General features: G+C 62.1%; 15 protein-coding genes. 3 read left to right on the top strand and 12 right to left on the bottom strand.

Annotated elements, in window-relative coordinates:
• The first annotated feature begins 25 nt into the window (after positions 1-25).
• Positions 26-772: a creatininase family protein gene (locus tag NR164_RS00360; RefSeq protein ID WP_256822055.1), complete on the top strand. Its 747-nt coding sequence runs from the start codon at positions 26-28 to the stop codon at positions 770-772.
• Between the two features lie 39 nt (positions 773-811).
• Here NR164_RS00360 and NR164_RS00355 read toward each other — a convergent pair whose 3' ends face one another.
• Both NR164_RS00355 and NR164_RS00350 read right to left on the bottom strand, forming a co-directional pair.
• Positions 812-1,153 (bottom strand): hypothetical protein, encoded by a 342-nt coding sequence (locus NR164_RS00355; protein ID WP_046383680.1) that lies wholly within the window; start codon positions 1,151-1,153, stop codon positions 812-814.
• A 34-nt stretch (positions 1,154-1,187) separates the two neighbouring features.
• The gene (locus NR164_RS00350) at positions 1,188-1,832 is read right to left on the bottom strand and encodes a hypothetical protein (RefSeq protein WP_046383681.1); all 645 of its coding nucleotides are present in this window, start codon (positions 1,830-1,832) and stop codon (positions 1,188-1,190) included.
• 132 nt (positions 1,833-1,964) lie between these two features.
• Here NR164_RS00350 and NR164_RS00345 point away from each other — a divergent pair, with 132 nt between their 5' ends.
• A complete protein-coding gene (locus tag NR164_RS00345) occupies positions 1,965-2,231 on the top strand; it encodes a hypothetical protein (protein ID WP_017846521.1) in 267 nt (88 codons plus the stop codon).
• Here the strand turns inward: NR164_RS00345 and yfcF are convergent.
• The gene (gene yfcF, locus NR164_RS00340) at positions 2,206-2,838 is read right to left on the bottom strand and encodes a glutathione transferase (RefSeq protein ID WP_256822054.1); all 633 of its coding nucleotides are present in this window, start codon (positions 2,836-2,838) and stop codon (positions 2,206-2,208) included. The two genes, NR164_RS00345 and yfcF, sit on opposite strands and share 26 nt — an antisense overlap.
• A gap of 96 nt (positions 2,839-2,934) precedes the next feature.
• Positions 2,935-3,486, bottom strand: coding sequence for a DUF924 family protein (locus NR164_RS00335; protein WP_057004705.1), 552 nt, complete (start codon positions 3,484-3,486; stop codon positions 2,935-2,937).
• Between the two features lie 120 nt (positions 3,487-3,606).
• Here NR164_RS00335 and NR164_RS00330 point away from each other — a divergent pair, with 120 nt between their 5' ends.
• Positions 3,607-4,761, top strand: a complete 1,155-nt coding sequence (locus NR164_RS00330) for a DUF1624 domain-containing protein (protein ID WP_256822053.1) — start codon at positions 3,607-3,609, stop codon at positions 4,759-4,761.
• A 58-nt stretch (positions 4,762-4,819) separates the two neighbouring features.
• Here NR164_RS00330 and metE read toward each other — a convergent pair whose 3' ends face one another.
• The 8 genes from metE to NR164_RS00290 form a co-directional block, all read right to left on the bottom strand.
• The gene (gene metE / locus NR164_RS00325; protein WP_108526542.1) at positions 4,820-7,108 is read right to left on the bottom strand and encodes a 5-methyltetrahydropteroyltriglutamate--homocysteine S-methyltransferase; all 2,289 of its coding nucleotides are present in this window, start codon (positions 7,106-7,108) and stop codon (positions 4,820-4,822) included.
• A gap of 256 nt (positions 7,109-7,364) precedes the next feature.
• The gene (locus NR164_RS00320; protein WP_046383684.1) at positions 7,365-8,684 is read right to left on the bottom strand and encodes an OprD family porin; all 1,320 of its coding nucleotides are present in this window, start codon (positions 8,682-8,684) and stop codon (positions 7,365-7,367) included.
• Between the two features lie 138 nt (positions 8,685-8,822).
• Positions 8,823-9,656: a phosphodiesterase gene (locus NR164_RS00315; protein WP_079444043.1), complete on the bottom strand. Its 834-nt coding sequence runs from the start codon at positions 9,654-9,656 to the stop codon at positions 8,823-8,825.
• 10 nt (positions 9,657-9,666) lie between these two features.
• On the bottom strand, positions 9,667-10,698 hold the full coding sequence (locus NR164_RS00310) for an ABC transporter ATP-binding protein (protein ID WP_017846528.1): 1,032 nt from the start codon (positions 10,696-10,698) through the stop codon (positions 9,667-9,669).
• Positions 10,695-11,489 carry an ABC transporter permease gene (locus NR164_RS00305; protein ID WP_017846529.1) on the bottom strand — a complete coding sequence of 265 codons (795 nt, stop codon included), beginning with the start codon at positions 11,487-11,489 and terminating at the stop codon, positions 10,695-10,697. Before NR164_RS00305 ends, NR164_RS00310 begins: the two co-directional genes overlap by 4 nt.
• Positions 11,486-12,304, bottom strand: a complete 819-nt coding sequence (locus tag NR164_RS00300; RefSeq protein ID WP_017846530.1) for an iron ABC transporter permease — start codon at positions 12,302-12,304, stop codon at positions 11,486-11,488. Before NR164_RS00300 ends, NR164_RS00305 begins: the two co-directional genes overlap by 4 nt.
• Positions 12,305-13,309 carry an ABC transporter substrate-binding protein gene (locus NR164_RS00295; RefSeq protein ID WP_046484480.1) on the bottom strand — a complete coding sequence of 335 codons (1,005 nt, stop codon included), beginning with the start codon at positions 13,307-13,309 and terminating at the stop codon, positions 12,305-12,307.
• Positions 13,293-14,312, bottom strand: coding sequence for a LacI family DNA-binding transcriptional regulator (locus NR164_RS00290; RefSeq protein ID WP_046383687.1), 1,020 nt, complete (start codon positions 14,310-14,312; stop codon positions 13,293-13,295). The genes NR164_RS00295 and NR164_RS00290 overlap by 17 nt, the downstream gene beginning before the upstream one ends.
• Positions 14,313-14,401 lie beyond the last annotated feature (89 nt).

Below are 14,401 nucleotides of genomic sequence, written 5' to 3'. Positions count from 1 at the left end.
TCCCCACCGATAAAGAGAGCGTCGCATGCTTCTACATAAGTCCACCTGGATCGAGATCGGGCAGTTTCTGGAGCGCAGCCGCACGGTGGTGATCCCGATCGGCTCGAATGAGCAACACGGCCCCACCGGCCTGCTGGGCACCGACTGGATGTGCCCGGAAATCATCGCCCACCAAGCGCAGCTACACGCAGACATCCTGATCGGCCCGACCTTCAATATCGGCATGGCCCAGCACCACCTGGGTTTTCCCGGCACCATTTCACTGCGCCCTTCCACCTTTATTGCCGCGATTGGCGACTGGGTGCGTTCGCTGGCCGGGCATGGTTTCGAAAAGATCATGTTTCTCAATGGCCATGGCGGCAACATCGCCACGATCGAAGCGGCGTTTTCCGAGCTGTATGCCGCCGCCAGCTTCGCCCGCCAACCGGCCGGGTTTGCGCTGAAACTGGTGAACTGGTGGGATCTGGAAGGCGTCAACGAGCTGGCTCACCGGCAGTTCCCGGTCGGCCACGGCAGCCATGCCACGCCGTCGGAAATTGCCGTGACGCAATGGGCTTATCCGGAGTCGATCAAGTCTGCCGATTATTCGCCGCAGATCGCCAACACCGGGCCGATCCGTGAAGCGTTGGACTTCCGCGCGCGCTTCCCCGACGGGCGCATGGGCTCGGACCCGGCCCTGGCGACCGTGGAGAAAGGCGCTGAATTGGTGGCGTTGGCGGCTCAAGGGCTGGTCAAGGTTGTCGACAGCTTCAGCCACGAAGCAACCCCTTGAGCCAACCCTCGTGCCCACCGAGTTATGGGTGGCCTGCGGTTACTTGCACTCTTGCGCCGTCAATTCCAGGCGCGACGGCGTGATGGTCGACGCGAGCGGCTTGCGCTCATACAGGAACACCTTGGTGCCGTCCTGGCTCTTGTAGGCCTCCAGTACATCATCGGCGGCAACCTTGCTGGTCAACACCACCTTGGCGTGGCGCGAATTCTGCGTCACGGTCGAGGTGAGGTTGTGTTTTTCAAGCTTGGGCAACACGCATTGCATATAACCTTCGGGGGTCTTGGCGGTATGCAGGGTCAATGTCGGAGCATTCGGAGCGGAAACACAACCGGCCAGTAACAAAGAAGCGACAGCCAGGGCCGGGGCAAAAAAAGAGCGCATAGAAATCCTGAATATATAAAAGGAAAAGTTCACATCAACCCGCTCGGACTAATGCCTTGAGCGACGCATCAAATTGTTTCAAGGCATCGAGCTGTACATCGCGCTGCTGCTCGATCTGCGCGGCAATCTCCGGGGCCGCCTTGTCATGCGTCCACACCGACGGCACTTGCTTATGCACCGAGCCTTCGGCCTTGGCGATGTACTGCAGGTCCGCGTCATAGAAGCGCGCGATAAAATGCGCCTCGACCAGGTCGTTACGCGGGGTCAACAGTTGGTTATGGGTGTCGAGCATCACCACCACATCGGGGTGAGCCTGCACGAGCGCATCCAGCGTGTCGTAAACGGTCACCGACAAAAACGTGCCTTGCAACGAATTCATCAACCAGTCAATCGCCAACTCAGGGTCGGAACTGTTGACGAACGCTGCACGGATGCGCCCATCAAGGGCATCTCTGGCGCCATTCAAGGCTGTGGCGTGGTAGCGTTCAAGGTAGCTGAGGTTGTCGACCGTATTTTCGCTGTACAGCACCCCCACTGACTGCTCGTGCCGCAGCGAGTCTACGCTACCGCCGAGTGACAGCAAATGGCCTGTACGCAGTTCATCGGCGATTACCGGGTTGATCATGACCACAGTGCTCATCATCAGGGTCATTAAAGCCAGTTGAATAAACGTCCTCATCGCGCGATTTCCTTGAACTGCGTCTCGATGGGGAGATTTTCCGCCTTTGTGGAAAAAACAGAACTTGCAATCTTTGATGCTGACTATTATCTGAATCAATAGTGCTTACATAAAATCTATAAGGACCACGCTATGAAACCCCACCAGAAAACCTTCGACCGCATCCGCGAAGCCGTATTGCCGGATTTTCGCGATCGGGTCGCCGATTACCTGGTTGTCTATGAAGACGTGCTGCTGGACGAGGCCGCCGACCCGGACCAGGCCTACGCCATCGCCCAGCAATTGCTCGGTTACCTGCGCGGTTTGAACACCACCCGCGTGCTGGGCATGGCGGACTGGGAAGAGCTGGACCGACGCGTCGCGCAGGAATGGCCTAAAGCGCGGGCCTTGGCAGATTGACCCATTCCTGCACCGATGGCCGCTGCCATTGGCGCTGTGCATAGCTCAGCAAGTCGGCCGGCACAGGGTCGCCGTTGAGGATCAGGCGGTTGAGCATCACCGCCAGGTCCACATCGGCAATTGACCACTCCCCGAACAAGTACGCCGGATTCCCCGCCAACAGCACCTGCGCCGCACCGATCAAGCGATGGGCGGCAGCTTCGGCCAATGGCGACAACGGCGGCATCTTCTGCCCATAGAACACCACCAACGTCGAACGCTCCTGGCGAATCGGCAGCAAATCGCTGCGCAACCACGCCTGGACCTGCCGCGCCCGCGCCCGCTGCTTCGGATCGGCCGGGTACACCGCCGTTCCGGGGTAGGCCTCGTCGAGGTATTCGCTGATCGCCGAGGACTCCGACAGGGAGAAATCACCGTCCACCAGCGTCGGCACGCGTTGGGTCATGGACAGTTGGGCAAAGCCCGCCGTCTGGTGTTGCGCGGCGTCGAGGTCGAGGGGCACGGTGTCGAACGCCAGGCCTTTTTCGCGCAGGGTGACGAACACCGACATCGCGTAGGGGCTGGTGAACAGCGAATCAACGTAGAGGCGCAGCGCAGCTTGGTTCATGGTGGATCTCCTTGAGTGAAACCCCACGCTACGAGATCGGCGGCAATAAAGACAATGCGCAGTTTTTATGGGGGCATTCCCCGGCGGAATAGCGCCTCAACCGGCAAACCCGCCCTGCTCCAGAAAGGCCCGTTCCGCCTCCGTGGTCGTCCTGGCCAGCACCTCATTGCGGTGGGGAAAGCGCCCGAAACGTTCGATGATCCGCGCGTGTTCCTTGGCCCAACGGTAAGTGTTGGCATCCAACTGCTGGTTGAGGAGCAGGGAGCGTTGCTGGTCTTGCGCGTCTTCGGAATGTTCAAACGGCAGATAGCAAAACGCACGCAATGCCGGTTCGACCAATTGATCCAGCCCAGCATCCACCATGCGCCGCGCATACAGGCGCGCCAACGGGTCCGTGGCAAACATATGCGCCGTGCCGCGAAACGCGTTGCGCGGGTACTGATCGAGCAGGATCAGCAAGGCCAGCGCACCTTGCGCCGAGTCCAGCCAGCCCTCCAGCTCACGCCGCGCCGCTTGCAGATGAGTTGCGTTGAAGGTGTCGCGAAACGCCGCGTCGAACGCGGCGTCCTTGGCGAACCAACGCTTGGGGCCGGCCTGCGTCCAGAAATCGACGACGGTGTGCGGGGTGTCGTTGTGTGGTTTGCTCATGATCAGCCTCTCCCGATGCCAGGCGCGAACCTGTTCGCTCTCGATGACTTCGCGCAGCGGCGCGCGCATACGTTATAGGATAACATTCGCTTTCCATCCTGCCCTTTGTGATCCACGCCCATGACCGACGCTGCTCCCCTGCGCCAACGCCTGCTTTCCATCGACGCCCTGCGCGGCCTGGTGATCCTGTTCATGCTGCTGGACCACGTGCGCGAAACCTTCCTGCTGCACCGTCAGGTCAGCGACCCGATGAGCCTCGATAGCACCGAGCCCGCGCTGTTTATCAGCCGTACCCTCGCCCACCTGTGTGCGCCGGTGTTTATGTTGCTCACCGGGCTGTCCGCCTGGTTGTACGGGCAAAAATACCAGGGCCGTGGCGATGTGTCGGCCTTTCTGTTCAAGCGCGGGCTGTTCTTGATCGCGCTGGAGTTCAGCCTGGTCAACTTTGCCTGGACCTTCCAACTGCCGCCCAGCGTCATCTACCTGCAGGTGATCTGGGCGATTGGCCTGAGCATGATCGCCCTCGCCGCGCTGCTGTGGTTGCCGCGCCCGCTGCTGATCAGCTTGGCACTGGTGATCATGGCCGGGCATAACCTGCTGGATCCACTGCATTTCGCTCCAGGGACAGCACTGCAGACTGTGTGGGCGCTCCTGCATGAGCGTAGTTGGATCGAGGTGTCCGATCACCTGCGATTGCGCATCACGTACCCGGTGTTGCCATGGATCGGTGTGATCGCGCTGGGTTACGGCCTGGGCCCATGGTTTGCCACGGCCATGGCGCCGGCCCTGCGCCAGCGTTACCTGTTGCGGGCGGGGCTCGGTGCGTTGCTGGGATTCGTGGTGTTGCGGGCGGCCAATGGCTATGGCGAGCAGCCGTGGCACGCGTATGACAGCGGCGTGCTGACGTTGATGAGCTTTTTCAATGTCACCAAGTATCCGCCGTCGCTGCTGTTCCTCGCGTTGACGCTGGGCATTGGCCTGTTATTGCTGCTGGCGCTTGAACGCGTGGGGCAGCGGCGCTGGATCGGCGTGCTCGCGGTATTCGGCGCAGCCCCGATGTTCTTTTATCTGTTGCACCTGTATGTGCTGAAGATGCTCTATGTCGCGTGCGTGGCGCTGTTGGGCCTCAACCATGGCGCCTACTTCGGCTTCGACGGTGTTGGCGCGGTATGGCTGGTCGCGCTGCTCTTGCCGATGGCGCTGTATTGGCCGGTGCGCTGGTTTGCCGGGCTGAAGGCGCGGCGGCGGGATGTGGCGTGGCTTAAATACCTGTGACCTGTCACTGCGCCTGCGGTGAAAGGGCGCAAGCGCCCTCCCACCTTGTCAGGCCGTGTTACGCCAGTTCGGCGCGCAGTTGCCGCGCCGCCGCGACCATATGGATCAGGGCCGCTTCCGTCTCCGGCCAGCCGCGCGTTTTCAAGCCGCAGTCGGGGTTCACCCACAAGCGTTCTGCCGGAATGCGTTTGGCGGCCTTGCGCAGCAGGTTGGCCATTTCCGAGGCGTCCGGCACCCGCGGCGAGTGGATGTCATAGACGCCCGGGCCGATGTCGTTCGGGTAGGCGAAAGCTTCGAACGCGTCCAGCAGTTCCATGTCCGAGCGCGAGGTTTCGATGGTGATCACGTCGGCATCCATCGCCGCGATGGACTCGATCACATCGTTGAACTCGCTGTAGCACATGTGCGTATGGATCTGGGTTTCGTCACGCACGCCGCAGGCGCACAGGCGGAACACTTCGGTGGCCCAGTCCAGGTAGTGCTGCCACTGCGCCTGGCGCAACGGCAAGCCTTCACGGAACGCGGCTTCATCGATCTGCACGATCTGGATGCCGGCGGCTTCCAGGTCGACCACTTCGTCACGGATCGCCAGGGCGAGTTGACGCGCCTGCACTTCACGGCTCACGTCTTCACGCGGGAAGGACCACATCAGCATGGTCACCGGGCCGGTCAGCATGCCTTTCATCACCTTGCGGGTGAGGCCTTGGGCGTAGCGGATCCACGCCACGGTCATCGCCTGCGGGCGGCTCAGGTCGCCGAAAATCACCGCCGGTTTCACACAGCGTGAACCGTAGCTCTGCACCCAGCCGAAGCGGGTGAAGGCGTAGCCGTCCAATTGCTCGGCGAAGTACTCGACCATGTCATTACGCTCGGCTTCACCATGCACCAACACGTCCAGGCCGAGGTTTTCCTGCACCTCAACGGCGTGACGAATCTCGCTGTGCATCGCCTCGACGTATTCGGCTTCGCTCAACTTGCCTTGTTTGTAGGACTGACGCGCCAGGCGGATCGACGCGGTTTGTGGGAACGAACCGATGGTGGTGGTCGGAAACAGCGGCAACTTGAGACCGGCGCGTTGTGTCTCGATGCGCTGGGCAAACGGCGACTGGCGCTGGCTGTCCTGAGCGGTGATCGCCGCCACGCGGGCTTGCACCGCCGGTTTATGAATGCGCGGCGATGCGGCACGGGCCGCCTGTACGGCGCGGCTTTCGGCGAGCGCGGCGAGCACGTTCGGCGCGTCGGGCTGGTCGACGGCCTGGGCCAGCACGGCCACTTCGGCGCACTTCTGGACGGCGAACGCCAGCCAGCTTTTCAACTCGTTATCGAGCTGGTCTTCACGGCCCAGGTCGACCGGGCTGTGCAACAACGAGCAGGACGGCGCCACCCACAAGCGATCGCCCAATTTTTCATGGGCGTGCCGCAAGGTGGCCAGGGCATTGTCCAGGTCGCAACGCCAGACGTTACGCCCGTTGACGACCCCAAGGGACAACACCTTGTAGGCCGGCAGGCGGTCGAGAATGGTCGGGTACTGCTCCGGTGCGCGCACCAGGTCGATGTGCAGGCCATCCACCGGCAGGTTGGCGGCCAGGCCGAGGTTTTCTTCCAGGCCACCGAAGTAAGTCGCGACCAGCTTTTTCAGCGGGTCACGCTGGATCAGGTTGTAGGCACGCTCGAAGGCGTTTTTCCAGGCTTGCGGCAGGTCGAGTACCAGAATCGGCTCGTCGATCTGCACCCACTCCACGCCCAGGTCAGCCAGGCGCTGGAAGATCTGGCCGTACAGGGGCAGCAGGCGGTCGAGCAGCTCGAGTTTGTCGAAATCGCCGCCCTTGGCCTTGCCCAGCCACAGGTAGGTCAGCGGGCCGATCACCACGGGTTTGACGGTGTGCCCCAGGTCAAGCGCCTCCTTGACCTCGTCGAAGAGCTGGTCCCAGCCGAGGTGGAAGTGCTGGTCGACGCTGAACTCAGGCACCAGGTAGTGGTAGTTGGTGTCGAACCATTTGGTCATTTCCTGGGCGTGCGCCCCGCCGCAGCAATTGTCACTGACGCCACGCGCCATGCCGAACAGGGTCTGCAAGGTGGCTTTGCCATCGGCCGGGCGGAAACGCTCAGGGATCACACCGAACATCAGCGAATGGGTGAGTACCTGGTCGTACCAGGCAAAATCACCGACGGGCAACAGCTCGATGCCAGCCTGTTTTTGCAAGGCCCAATGCGCCTTGCGTAAATCGCGGCCGACAGCGTGCAGGCCGGCTTCGTCGAGTTCGCCCTTCCAAAACGCTTCCTGCGCTTTTTTCAGTTCACGATCGCGTCCAATGCGCGGAAATCCGAGGGAATGAGCGACTGCCATGACTTACAACTCCACTGTAGGTAGTAATGGCAGCCATTGTCGGCAGATGACGATAGTGAGACAAACTCATTTTATTCCTGATGATCACAAGATCTACTCATGTTAATAAAGCCAGACGCGCTCTCGTCGCCTGAACACCTGACCCTTGTAGGAGCGAGCTTGCTCGCGAAGAACCCAAGTGCGCCGCGCCGCGTACCGTCAGGCAGCCCGCATGATCGTTGGCGTTCTTCGCGAGCAAGCTCGCTCCTACAGGCTGTTACATCAATGGAATCGAATAGCTCACGAACAGCCGATTCTGATCCTGGTCCCGCGCGACCTCACTGCGCGACATACCGTTGCGCCAGCCGAACCCGACGTTCTTGAAGGTGCCGCTCTGCACCACATAATCCAACGAGATATCCCGTTCCCACTCGCTGGCGTTGTTCCCGCTGGCGGTGAGGATATGGTCGCCTTTCAAATACATCATCGACGCCTTCAAGCCCGGCACGCCCAACGCCGCGAAGTCATAGGCGTACTGCGCAAAGGCCGTGCGTTCGCCGGCCTGGATAAAGGTTTGCACCGTCCGGTCGGTGTAGAGGTACAGGCTGGAGCCGCCCTCCCCTTTGTTCACCAGGCCGCCCTGGTTGAGTTGGGCAAAGTTGCTGTCATCGGACACTTGCTGGTAACCGGCAGTAATCGCGTGAGACCCCAGGGAGTAGATGAAGGCCGCACTCCAGGTGTTGTTGTCGATTTCACCGCTGCCGTTTTTGGTATAGCCGCTGAACTTGTAGCCTTCGGCGCGCCCGGCGGCGCTGCTGTTTTTGCCGTCGGAGGTGGTCTTGAAGTAACGCAGGTCGGTTTTCAACGAACCGTAGTCGCCCAGCGGCAATACATGAATCAAGCCGGCAAAGTGTTGTTGGTAATAGTCTTCGAGGTTGGCGTAGTAGTACTGGACCATCAGGTCCTTGGTCAGTTGGTAGTCGGCACCGGCGTAGGTGAATTTATTGCTTTCCTGGGTGCCGCCCGCCGCCGCCAGGCCGCTGCGGTCGCTGGAGCCGCGCCCGGTGGTGTGTTGAAGCTGACCGCCGATCAGGGTCAGGTTGTCGATGTCTTTGCTGGTGACCTGCCCGCCTTCGAACGATTGCGGCAACAGGCGGCCATCGTTGCTCACCAGAATCGGCAGGTTCGGGCGCAGGTAGCCGTAGCGCGCTTCTGTCTTGGCGAAGCGTGCCTTGGCGGTGGCGCCGCCGCGAGCCCAGTTGTCCACGGCCTTGCCGTCGTCGGTAGGGATCATCGAGCTGCCCACATGGCGCCCAGCGCTGCTGTCGAGGGTCATGCCAAGCATGCCGACCGCGTCCAGGCCAAAGCCAACGGTGCCGTCGGTGAAGCCCGATTGGTAATTGAGTATGAACGCCTGGCCCCACTCTTCAGTCTTCGACGGTGCGGCGCTGCCGTCACGGTTGTCGTTGTTGAAGTAGAAGTTGCGCATGCTCAAGTTGGCTTTGCTGTCGCTCAAGAAATCGGCCGACGCCAGGGGGCTCAGGGCGATGCCCAGGCTGCCGGTCAATAGGCTTAATACATTCAAAGTAGCTTTCATCAGGACGAACTCCGGCGCGGAATCCAAGTTCCGGGCGCTAAAAATGGACAGCAGGAAGCACACGGCCACACGTGAGTTGGCCGTTGCGTTAACTAACGTTCAGTTACTTGGTTGGGTGAAGTGAACCTCCGTAAAACCTCAGTCAATCAATCCATGAGCGTCATAAAACGGATATGGCCCCGGGTAGTCCCCGAATACGCCGTTGTGGCTGACCAACCCTTGTTGCGCATCCCAGCGATGCAACAAGTAACCCGCCGGTTCCAGGTTGAAATGCGCCGGTGCGGCGTCTTGCAGGTCCAGCACGATCTGATGGGACGTGCCAGGGCATACACAGCTCAAACTGCCGCCGAAACGCCGCTGCATCGACCGGTGCAAATGCCCGCACAGCAAGCGTTCCACCTGCGGGTGGCGCGCCACGATGGTTTCGAGGGCGGCGGCATTGATAAAGTGCTCGCGGTCCATATGGCCGATGCCGCTGATAAACGGCGGGTGATGCAGGATCAGCACGGTCGGCGCTTGCGGACGCAGTGCCAACTGTTGGTCGAGCCACTGCAACTGGCTGTCCAGCAGTTGGCCGCCATGGCCGCCGGGGATGGTGGAATCGAGGCCGATCAGGCGCAGGGGGTGGGCGTCGACCACCCAATCCAACGGGCCCGCCGCCGAACTCGGCAAGTAGGTGTGATCGCGGAACGCATCCAGCAACGGCCCGCGCGTGTCATGGTTGCCGGGCACCAGGTAGCAAGGCATCTGCAGGCGCGCCAGTTCAGGGTGCAGCACGGCGTATTCATCGGCGCGGCCGAAGTCCACCAAGTCGCCGCTGATCACCACGATATCGGGGCGTGGGTGGCTGGCGTTCAGATGGTCGACGGCACGGCGCAGCGCGCCCAAGGTGTCGACCACGCCGTAAGTCAGGCGCTGGCCGGCTTTAAGGTGCAGATCGCTGATCTGCGCAACAAGAAACGGACGGTTCACAAGGCAACTCTCACGCATTCAGGGTGAACAACATGTGCGGCGCGATGGCCAAGGCAATTGGCGCGCCGACGGCGTACAGCTGGTTGTCGCTGCTGTCGACCAGCAACGGTTGCGGGCCGCCCACATCCACCAGCAGGCGGCTTTGCGCGCCCTGGAAAAACTGCGCCAGCAGATGGCCGTGCAGATGCCCTTCGTGTTCCATCACCCGCAAGTGTTCGGGGCGGCAGTACACGGTGCCGGGCAACTGCGCTGCATGCCACGGCAATTCGCCGCCGCAGACTTTCAAACCATGGGGCGACGGCTCAATGACCTGGAAGGCATTCAGGTTGCCGACAAAGCCTGCGACGAAGGCGTTGGCCGGCTTCTGGTAGATGTCCCGCGGGCTGGCCAGTTGCGCGACGCGGCCGTGTTCCATCACCAGGATGCGATCCCCCAGGGCCATGGCTTCGCCCTGGTCGTGGGTGACAAACACCGAGGTGATACCGAGGCCGCGCAACAGTTGGTTCAACTCACTGCGCAGGCGCTCACGCAATTGCGCATCGAGGGCGGCCAGGGGTTCGTCCAGCAACAGCACCTTGGGGCGCGGCGCCAACGCACGGGCCAAGGCCACGCGCTGGCGTTGCCCACCCGACAGTTCATGAATGCTGCGCTTGCCGTGGTGTTGCAAACCGACCAGTTCCAGCAGTTCCTCGCAGCGCTTGTTGCGCTCCGCTGGCGACATGCCGCGAATCTTCAGGCCATAGACGATGTTCCCGGCCACATCCAGGTTGGGAAACAGCGCATAGTTCTGGAACACCATGCCCACATCGCGGCGCTCGATGGGCAGGCGCGTGACGTCCTGGTCGCCGAAGAACACCTGGCCCACATCCGGGCGCTCCAGGCCGGCGATCAAGCGCAACGTCGTGGTTTTGCCACAACCGGACGGGCCGAGGATGGCCAGGGTTTCGCCGCCTTCGACGGTCAGGTCCAAGTCATGCACGGCGACGGTGCCGTCGGCGAACGCCTTGCGGCAACCTTGCAGGCGGATAGTGATAGCGGTCATCGACGCTCTCCACGGGACAAACGGGCACTGATGGCCTGCAACGCAATCAGCAGCGGCACGATCATCAGCAAAAAGATAAGGGTGTAGGCGCTGGCGATTTCCAGGCGCGCCGAGGCGTAGCTGTCGGCCAGGCCCACCGGCAGGGTCTTGGTCATGGGCGTATGCAGCATCCAGGTCAGGTTGAATTCACCCAGCGACAAGGTGACCACCATCAGCACACCGGCGAGAATGCCTGCCCGGCAGTTGGGCACCACCACGCTGAAAAAGCGCTTGATGGGACCTGCCCCCAGGCTCGCCGCCGCTTCCTCCAGCACCGGCAGTTGCTGGCGTTGCATCACCGCCATCACCGGGCGCACCAGGAACGGCAAGGTGAACAGCACATGGCCGACCAAAATGAACAGCCAACTGCTGCGAAACGCGCCGAACTGGCCGTAGGTCAAGAGTAAGGCCAACGCGCTGGCCAGCCCCGGCATCGCCACCGGCAGCACCATCAGTTCCTCGAAGGCGCGACTGAAGCGATTGTTCATGCACACCAGGGCGTAGGCCGCCGGCACGCCGATCACGCAGACGCACACCGCGCAGGCCAGGGCCAGTTGCAGCGACAACCACACCGTCGGCGAATAGGCCTGCCAGACCTGAATCAACCAATCGAAGGTCAGGCCACTGGACAGGCCCACAAAGAAATTGCGCGTGAGCCCGGCCAGCAACGACATCAACACCGGCACCAACATGAAGGCGCACACCAGCAGGGTAAACAGCAGTTGCATCACGAACAGCGATGAGCGCTTCACAGGACAGTCCCCGCGTTTTTCACCCAGCGCCGGGTGAGCAGCAACACTGCCCAGGTCAGCGCGCCCAACACCACGGAAAGCGCCGCGGCGACGGCAAAGTTGGCGTAGTTGGTGAACACGTTGTAGATCGCCACCGGGGTCACGTTCAGCCGCGTGCCCAAGGTGAACGCCGTACCGAAGGCGCCCATGGACGTGGCAAAGCAGATCGCCCCGCAGGACGCCAACGCCGGCGCCAGGCCCGGCACGATCACATCGCACACCACGCGCCAATGCCCTGCGCCCAACGAGTGCGCGGCTTCTTCCAGGCTGCGGTCGAGGCTTTCGCACGCGGCCATCACCGTGAGGATCACCCGCGGGATCGAGAAGTACAGATAGCCGATAAACAACCCGGCCAGCGAGTAAGCGAAGATCCAGCGCTCACCGGCCAACTGCAGGCCCAGTGACGCCAGCAGACCCTGGCGCCCGGCCAACAGGATCACCAAAAAGCCCACCACGACACCCGGGAATGCCAACGGAAACGTCAGCAACGCAACCAGCGCCGAGCGCCCGAAGAACTGCTGGCGCGCCAGGAATACACCGCTGATGCCGCCGATCAGTAACGCCACGAGTGTGACGAACACCGCAAGCGCACAGGTTTGCGCCAGACTGCCTAGATACTGCGCGCTGCTGAGGACCTGCCAGTAACCGCTGCCGTTGCTGTCGCGGCTCTCGGCGCCGAGCACCATCAGGTGCGCCAGCGGCAACAGCCAGAACGCGAGCAGCACCGCAAAGGCCGGGGCCAGGGCCCAGGCGGTATGTCTTGCCGATGCGGCCACTTACTTGACCTCGTTCAGGTAACGAGCGGCAAAGGCTTCCTGCACGGCGGCCATTTTCTGGTAGTCCACCACGCCGGCGCGGGCGTAATCGCTGTCGGGCAGGAACTGCGCGGCGACTTCGGTCGGCATCTGCACCGGGCGTATCGGGCGCAGGTAAGCCTTCGCCCACAGCGCCTGGCCGGCATCGGACAGCACGAAATCCAGCACTTTTTCGCCATTGGCGCGGTGCGGTGCGTTGGCCACCAGGCTCATCACGTAGGGCACGCTGATGCTGCCTTCCTGGGGAATCACGAACGCGACGTTGGCGTTGTCTTTGTAGCGTGCGCGGTAGGCGTTGAAGTCGTAGTCCACCAGGATCGGCAACTCACCGGACAACACCCGCGCATAGGCGGTTTGCTTGGGCACGATGGGAGCGTTTTTCGCCAGTTTCTGGAAGTAGTCGATGGCCGGGGCGAAGTTGTCCAGGTCGCCGCCCAGGGCGCGGTTGATTGCCACCGCCGACACGTAGCCGACAAAAGCGCTGGACGGGTCGAGGTAGCCGACCATGCCTTTGTATTCAGGCTTGAGCAGGTCGGCCCAGCTTTGCGGCACCGGCAAGCCACCCAGCGCATCGACGTTGACCATGATGCCCAAGGTGCCGGAGTGGATCGCGAACCAGTGGCCGGTCGGGTCTTTCAAGCCGGCGGGAATCTGCTCCCAGCCTTTGGGTTTGTAGCCATCGACCACCTCGGCCTTTTGCGCCTGCAGGCCGAAGGTCACGCCGTAATACACCACGTCGGCCACCGGAGCGGCCTTCTCCGCCACCAACTGCGCCAGGGACTGGCCGGAGTTCTTGTTGTCCAGCGGCACCTGCACGCCAGTGCTGGCGGCGATGGCCTTGAGCTGGGTGCCCCAGTCGGCCCAGTCCGGCGGGCAGTTGTAGCAAATCGCCGTGTCGGCGGCCTGGGCCAGGCTGGCCATGCCGCACAACAGCACGGCAGCCAGGGTTTTACTGAATACGCGCATCAAGGGTCTCCTCATGGGGTTGAGTGCTTTCACCCGGCCGGATATGGCAAGGCAGGCAATGGGAAATCGGGGCGTTGCCGGCGATCTGCGCCAGCAACTGGTCAATCACGGTGCTGGCAAGCAAGGCGATGGGCTGCACCACGCTGCACAGCGTCGGGTGCATCTGGGTGCCGAGGGCGATGCCGTCGAAACCCATCACTGACAGTTGCTCGGGTACGTTCCAGGCGTTGCGGCGCAGCTCGGCGATCAGGCTGATCGCCAGGAAGTCGTTGGAACACACCAGCGCGGTCGGGGCATCAGGGCCGTTGAGAAACGGTGCAATGGCGGCGAACTCGGCCTGGGTGTGGGCCGGCATTTCGATCACCGGGCGGGGTTGGAGGCCATGCTCTTTCATCCCATCGCAATAACCGGCGTAACGCAGACGTGCGCGGTCGGACTGCAACGCGGGGCCGGCGACCATGCTGATGCGCCGGTGCCCCGCTTCGAGCAAATAGCGCGTTGCCTGGGCCATACCGGCGCGGTTGTCGACGGACACCGCGCTGTAGTCGGGGTTGCTGGGTTGGTGGTAGGCGAGCACGAACGGTGTCTGCTCGGTAGCCAGGCTGTGTAGCACGCTGTTGCTTTCGGCATCCGTCACCGTCAGCACCAGGCCGTCGACGCGCTGGCGCAGCAACTCTTCCACCACAATGCTTTCGCGCTCACTGCTGTAGTCGGTGGTTGCCAGCAACAGGCTGTAGCCGCGTAAACGGGCCGCTCGCTCCATGGCCTGCAATTGCTCGGCGAAGACCGGGTTGAGCAGATTGGGCACCACCACGCCGATGAGGTTGGTGGTTTGCAGGCGCAGTTGGCGGCCGAGCAAGTTAGGCCGAAAACCCAGTTCACGGGCAGCGGCGAACACCTGTTCGCGGGTCGCCGGGCGTACCTGGTCGGGAGAGGCAAAGGTACGGGCAGCGGTCGCACGGGAGACCCCGGCCAGCCGTGCAACGTCTTTCAAATCAGTCATGGTCACTCGCTTGAGATCGATCTCATTGGCGAGGACATTAGCGACGCAATGTGGCAGGAACGTGGTGGACAGATGACGGTTTGATGTCA

It is taken from the genome of Pseudomonas sp. Pse79 (assembly GCF_024519615.1).
GTDB lineage: Bacteria > Pseudomonadota > Gammaproteobacteria > Pseudomonadales > Pseudomonadaceae > Aquipseudomonas > Aquipseudomonas veronii.
This window is presented reverse-complemented; position numbering and strand designations above follow the sequence as displayed.

Coding starts and splice junctions, on each gene's coding strand:
- NR164_RS00360 (WP_256822055.1), top strand. CDS start 26: ATGCTTCTACATAAGTCCACCTGGATCGAGATCGGGCAGTTTCTGGAG.
- NR164_RS00355 (WP_046383680.1), bottom strand. CDS start 1,153: ATGCGCTCTTTTTTTGCCCCGGCCCTGGCTGTCGCTTCTTTGTTACTG.
- NR164_RS00350 (WP_046383681.1), bottom strand. CDS start 1,832: ATGAGGACGTTTATTCAACTGGCTTTAATGACCCTGATGATGAGCACT.
- NR164_RS00345 (WP_017846521.1), top strand. CDS start 1,965: ATGAAACCCCACCAGAAAACCTTCGACCGCATCCGCGAAGCCGTATTG.
- yfcF (WP_256822054.1), bottom strand. CDS start 2,838: ATGAACCAAGCTGCGCTGCGCCTCTACGTTGATTCGCTGTTCACCAGC.
- NR164_RS00335 (WP_057004705.1), bottom strand. CDS start 3,486: ATGAGCAAACCACACAACGACACCCCGCACACCGTCGTCGATTTCTGG.
- NR164_RS00330 (WP_256822053.1), top strand. CDS start 3,607: ATGACCGACGCTGCTCCCCTGCGCCAACGCCTGCTTTCCATCGACGCC.
- metE (WP_108526542.1), bottom strand. CDS start 7,108: ATGGCAGTCGCTCATTCCCTCGGATTTCCGCGCATTGGACGCGATCGT.
- NR164_RS00320 (WP_046383684.1), bottom strand. CDS start 8,684: ATGAAAGCTACTTTGAATGTATTAAGCCTATTGACCGGCAGCCTGGGC.
- NR164_RS00310 (WP_017846528.1), bottom strand. CDS start 10,698: ATGACCGCTATCACTATCCGCCTGCAAGGTTGCCGCAAGGCGTTCGCC.
- NR164_RS00295 (WP_046484480.1), bottom strand. CDS start 13,309: ATGCGCGTATTCAGTAAAACCCTGGCTGCCGTGCTGTTGTGCGGCATG.
- NR164_RS00290 (WP_046383687.1), bottom strand. CDS start 14,312: ATGACTGATTTGAAAGACGTTGCACGGCTGGCCGGGGTCTCCCGTGCG.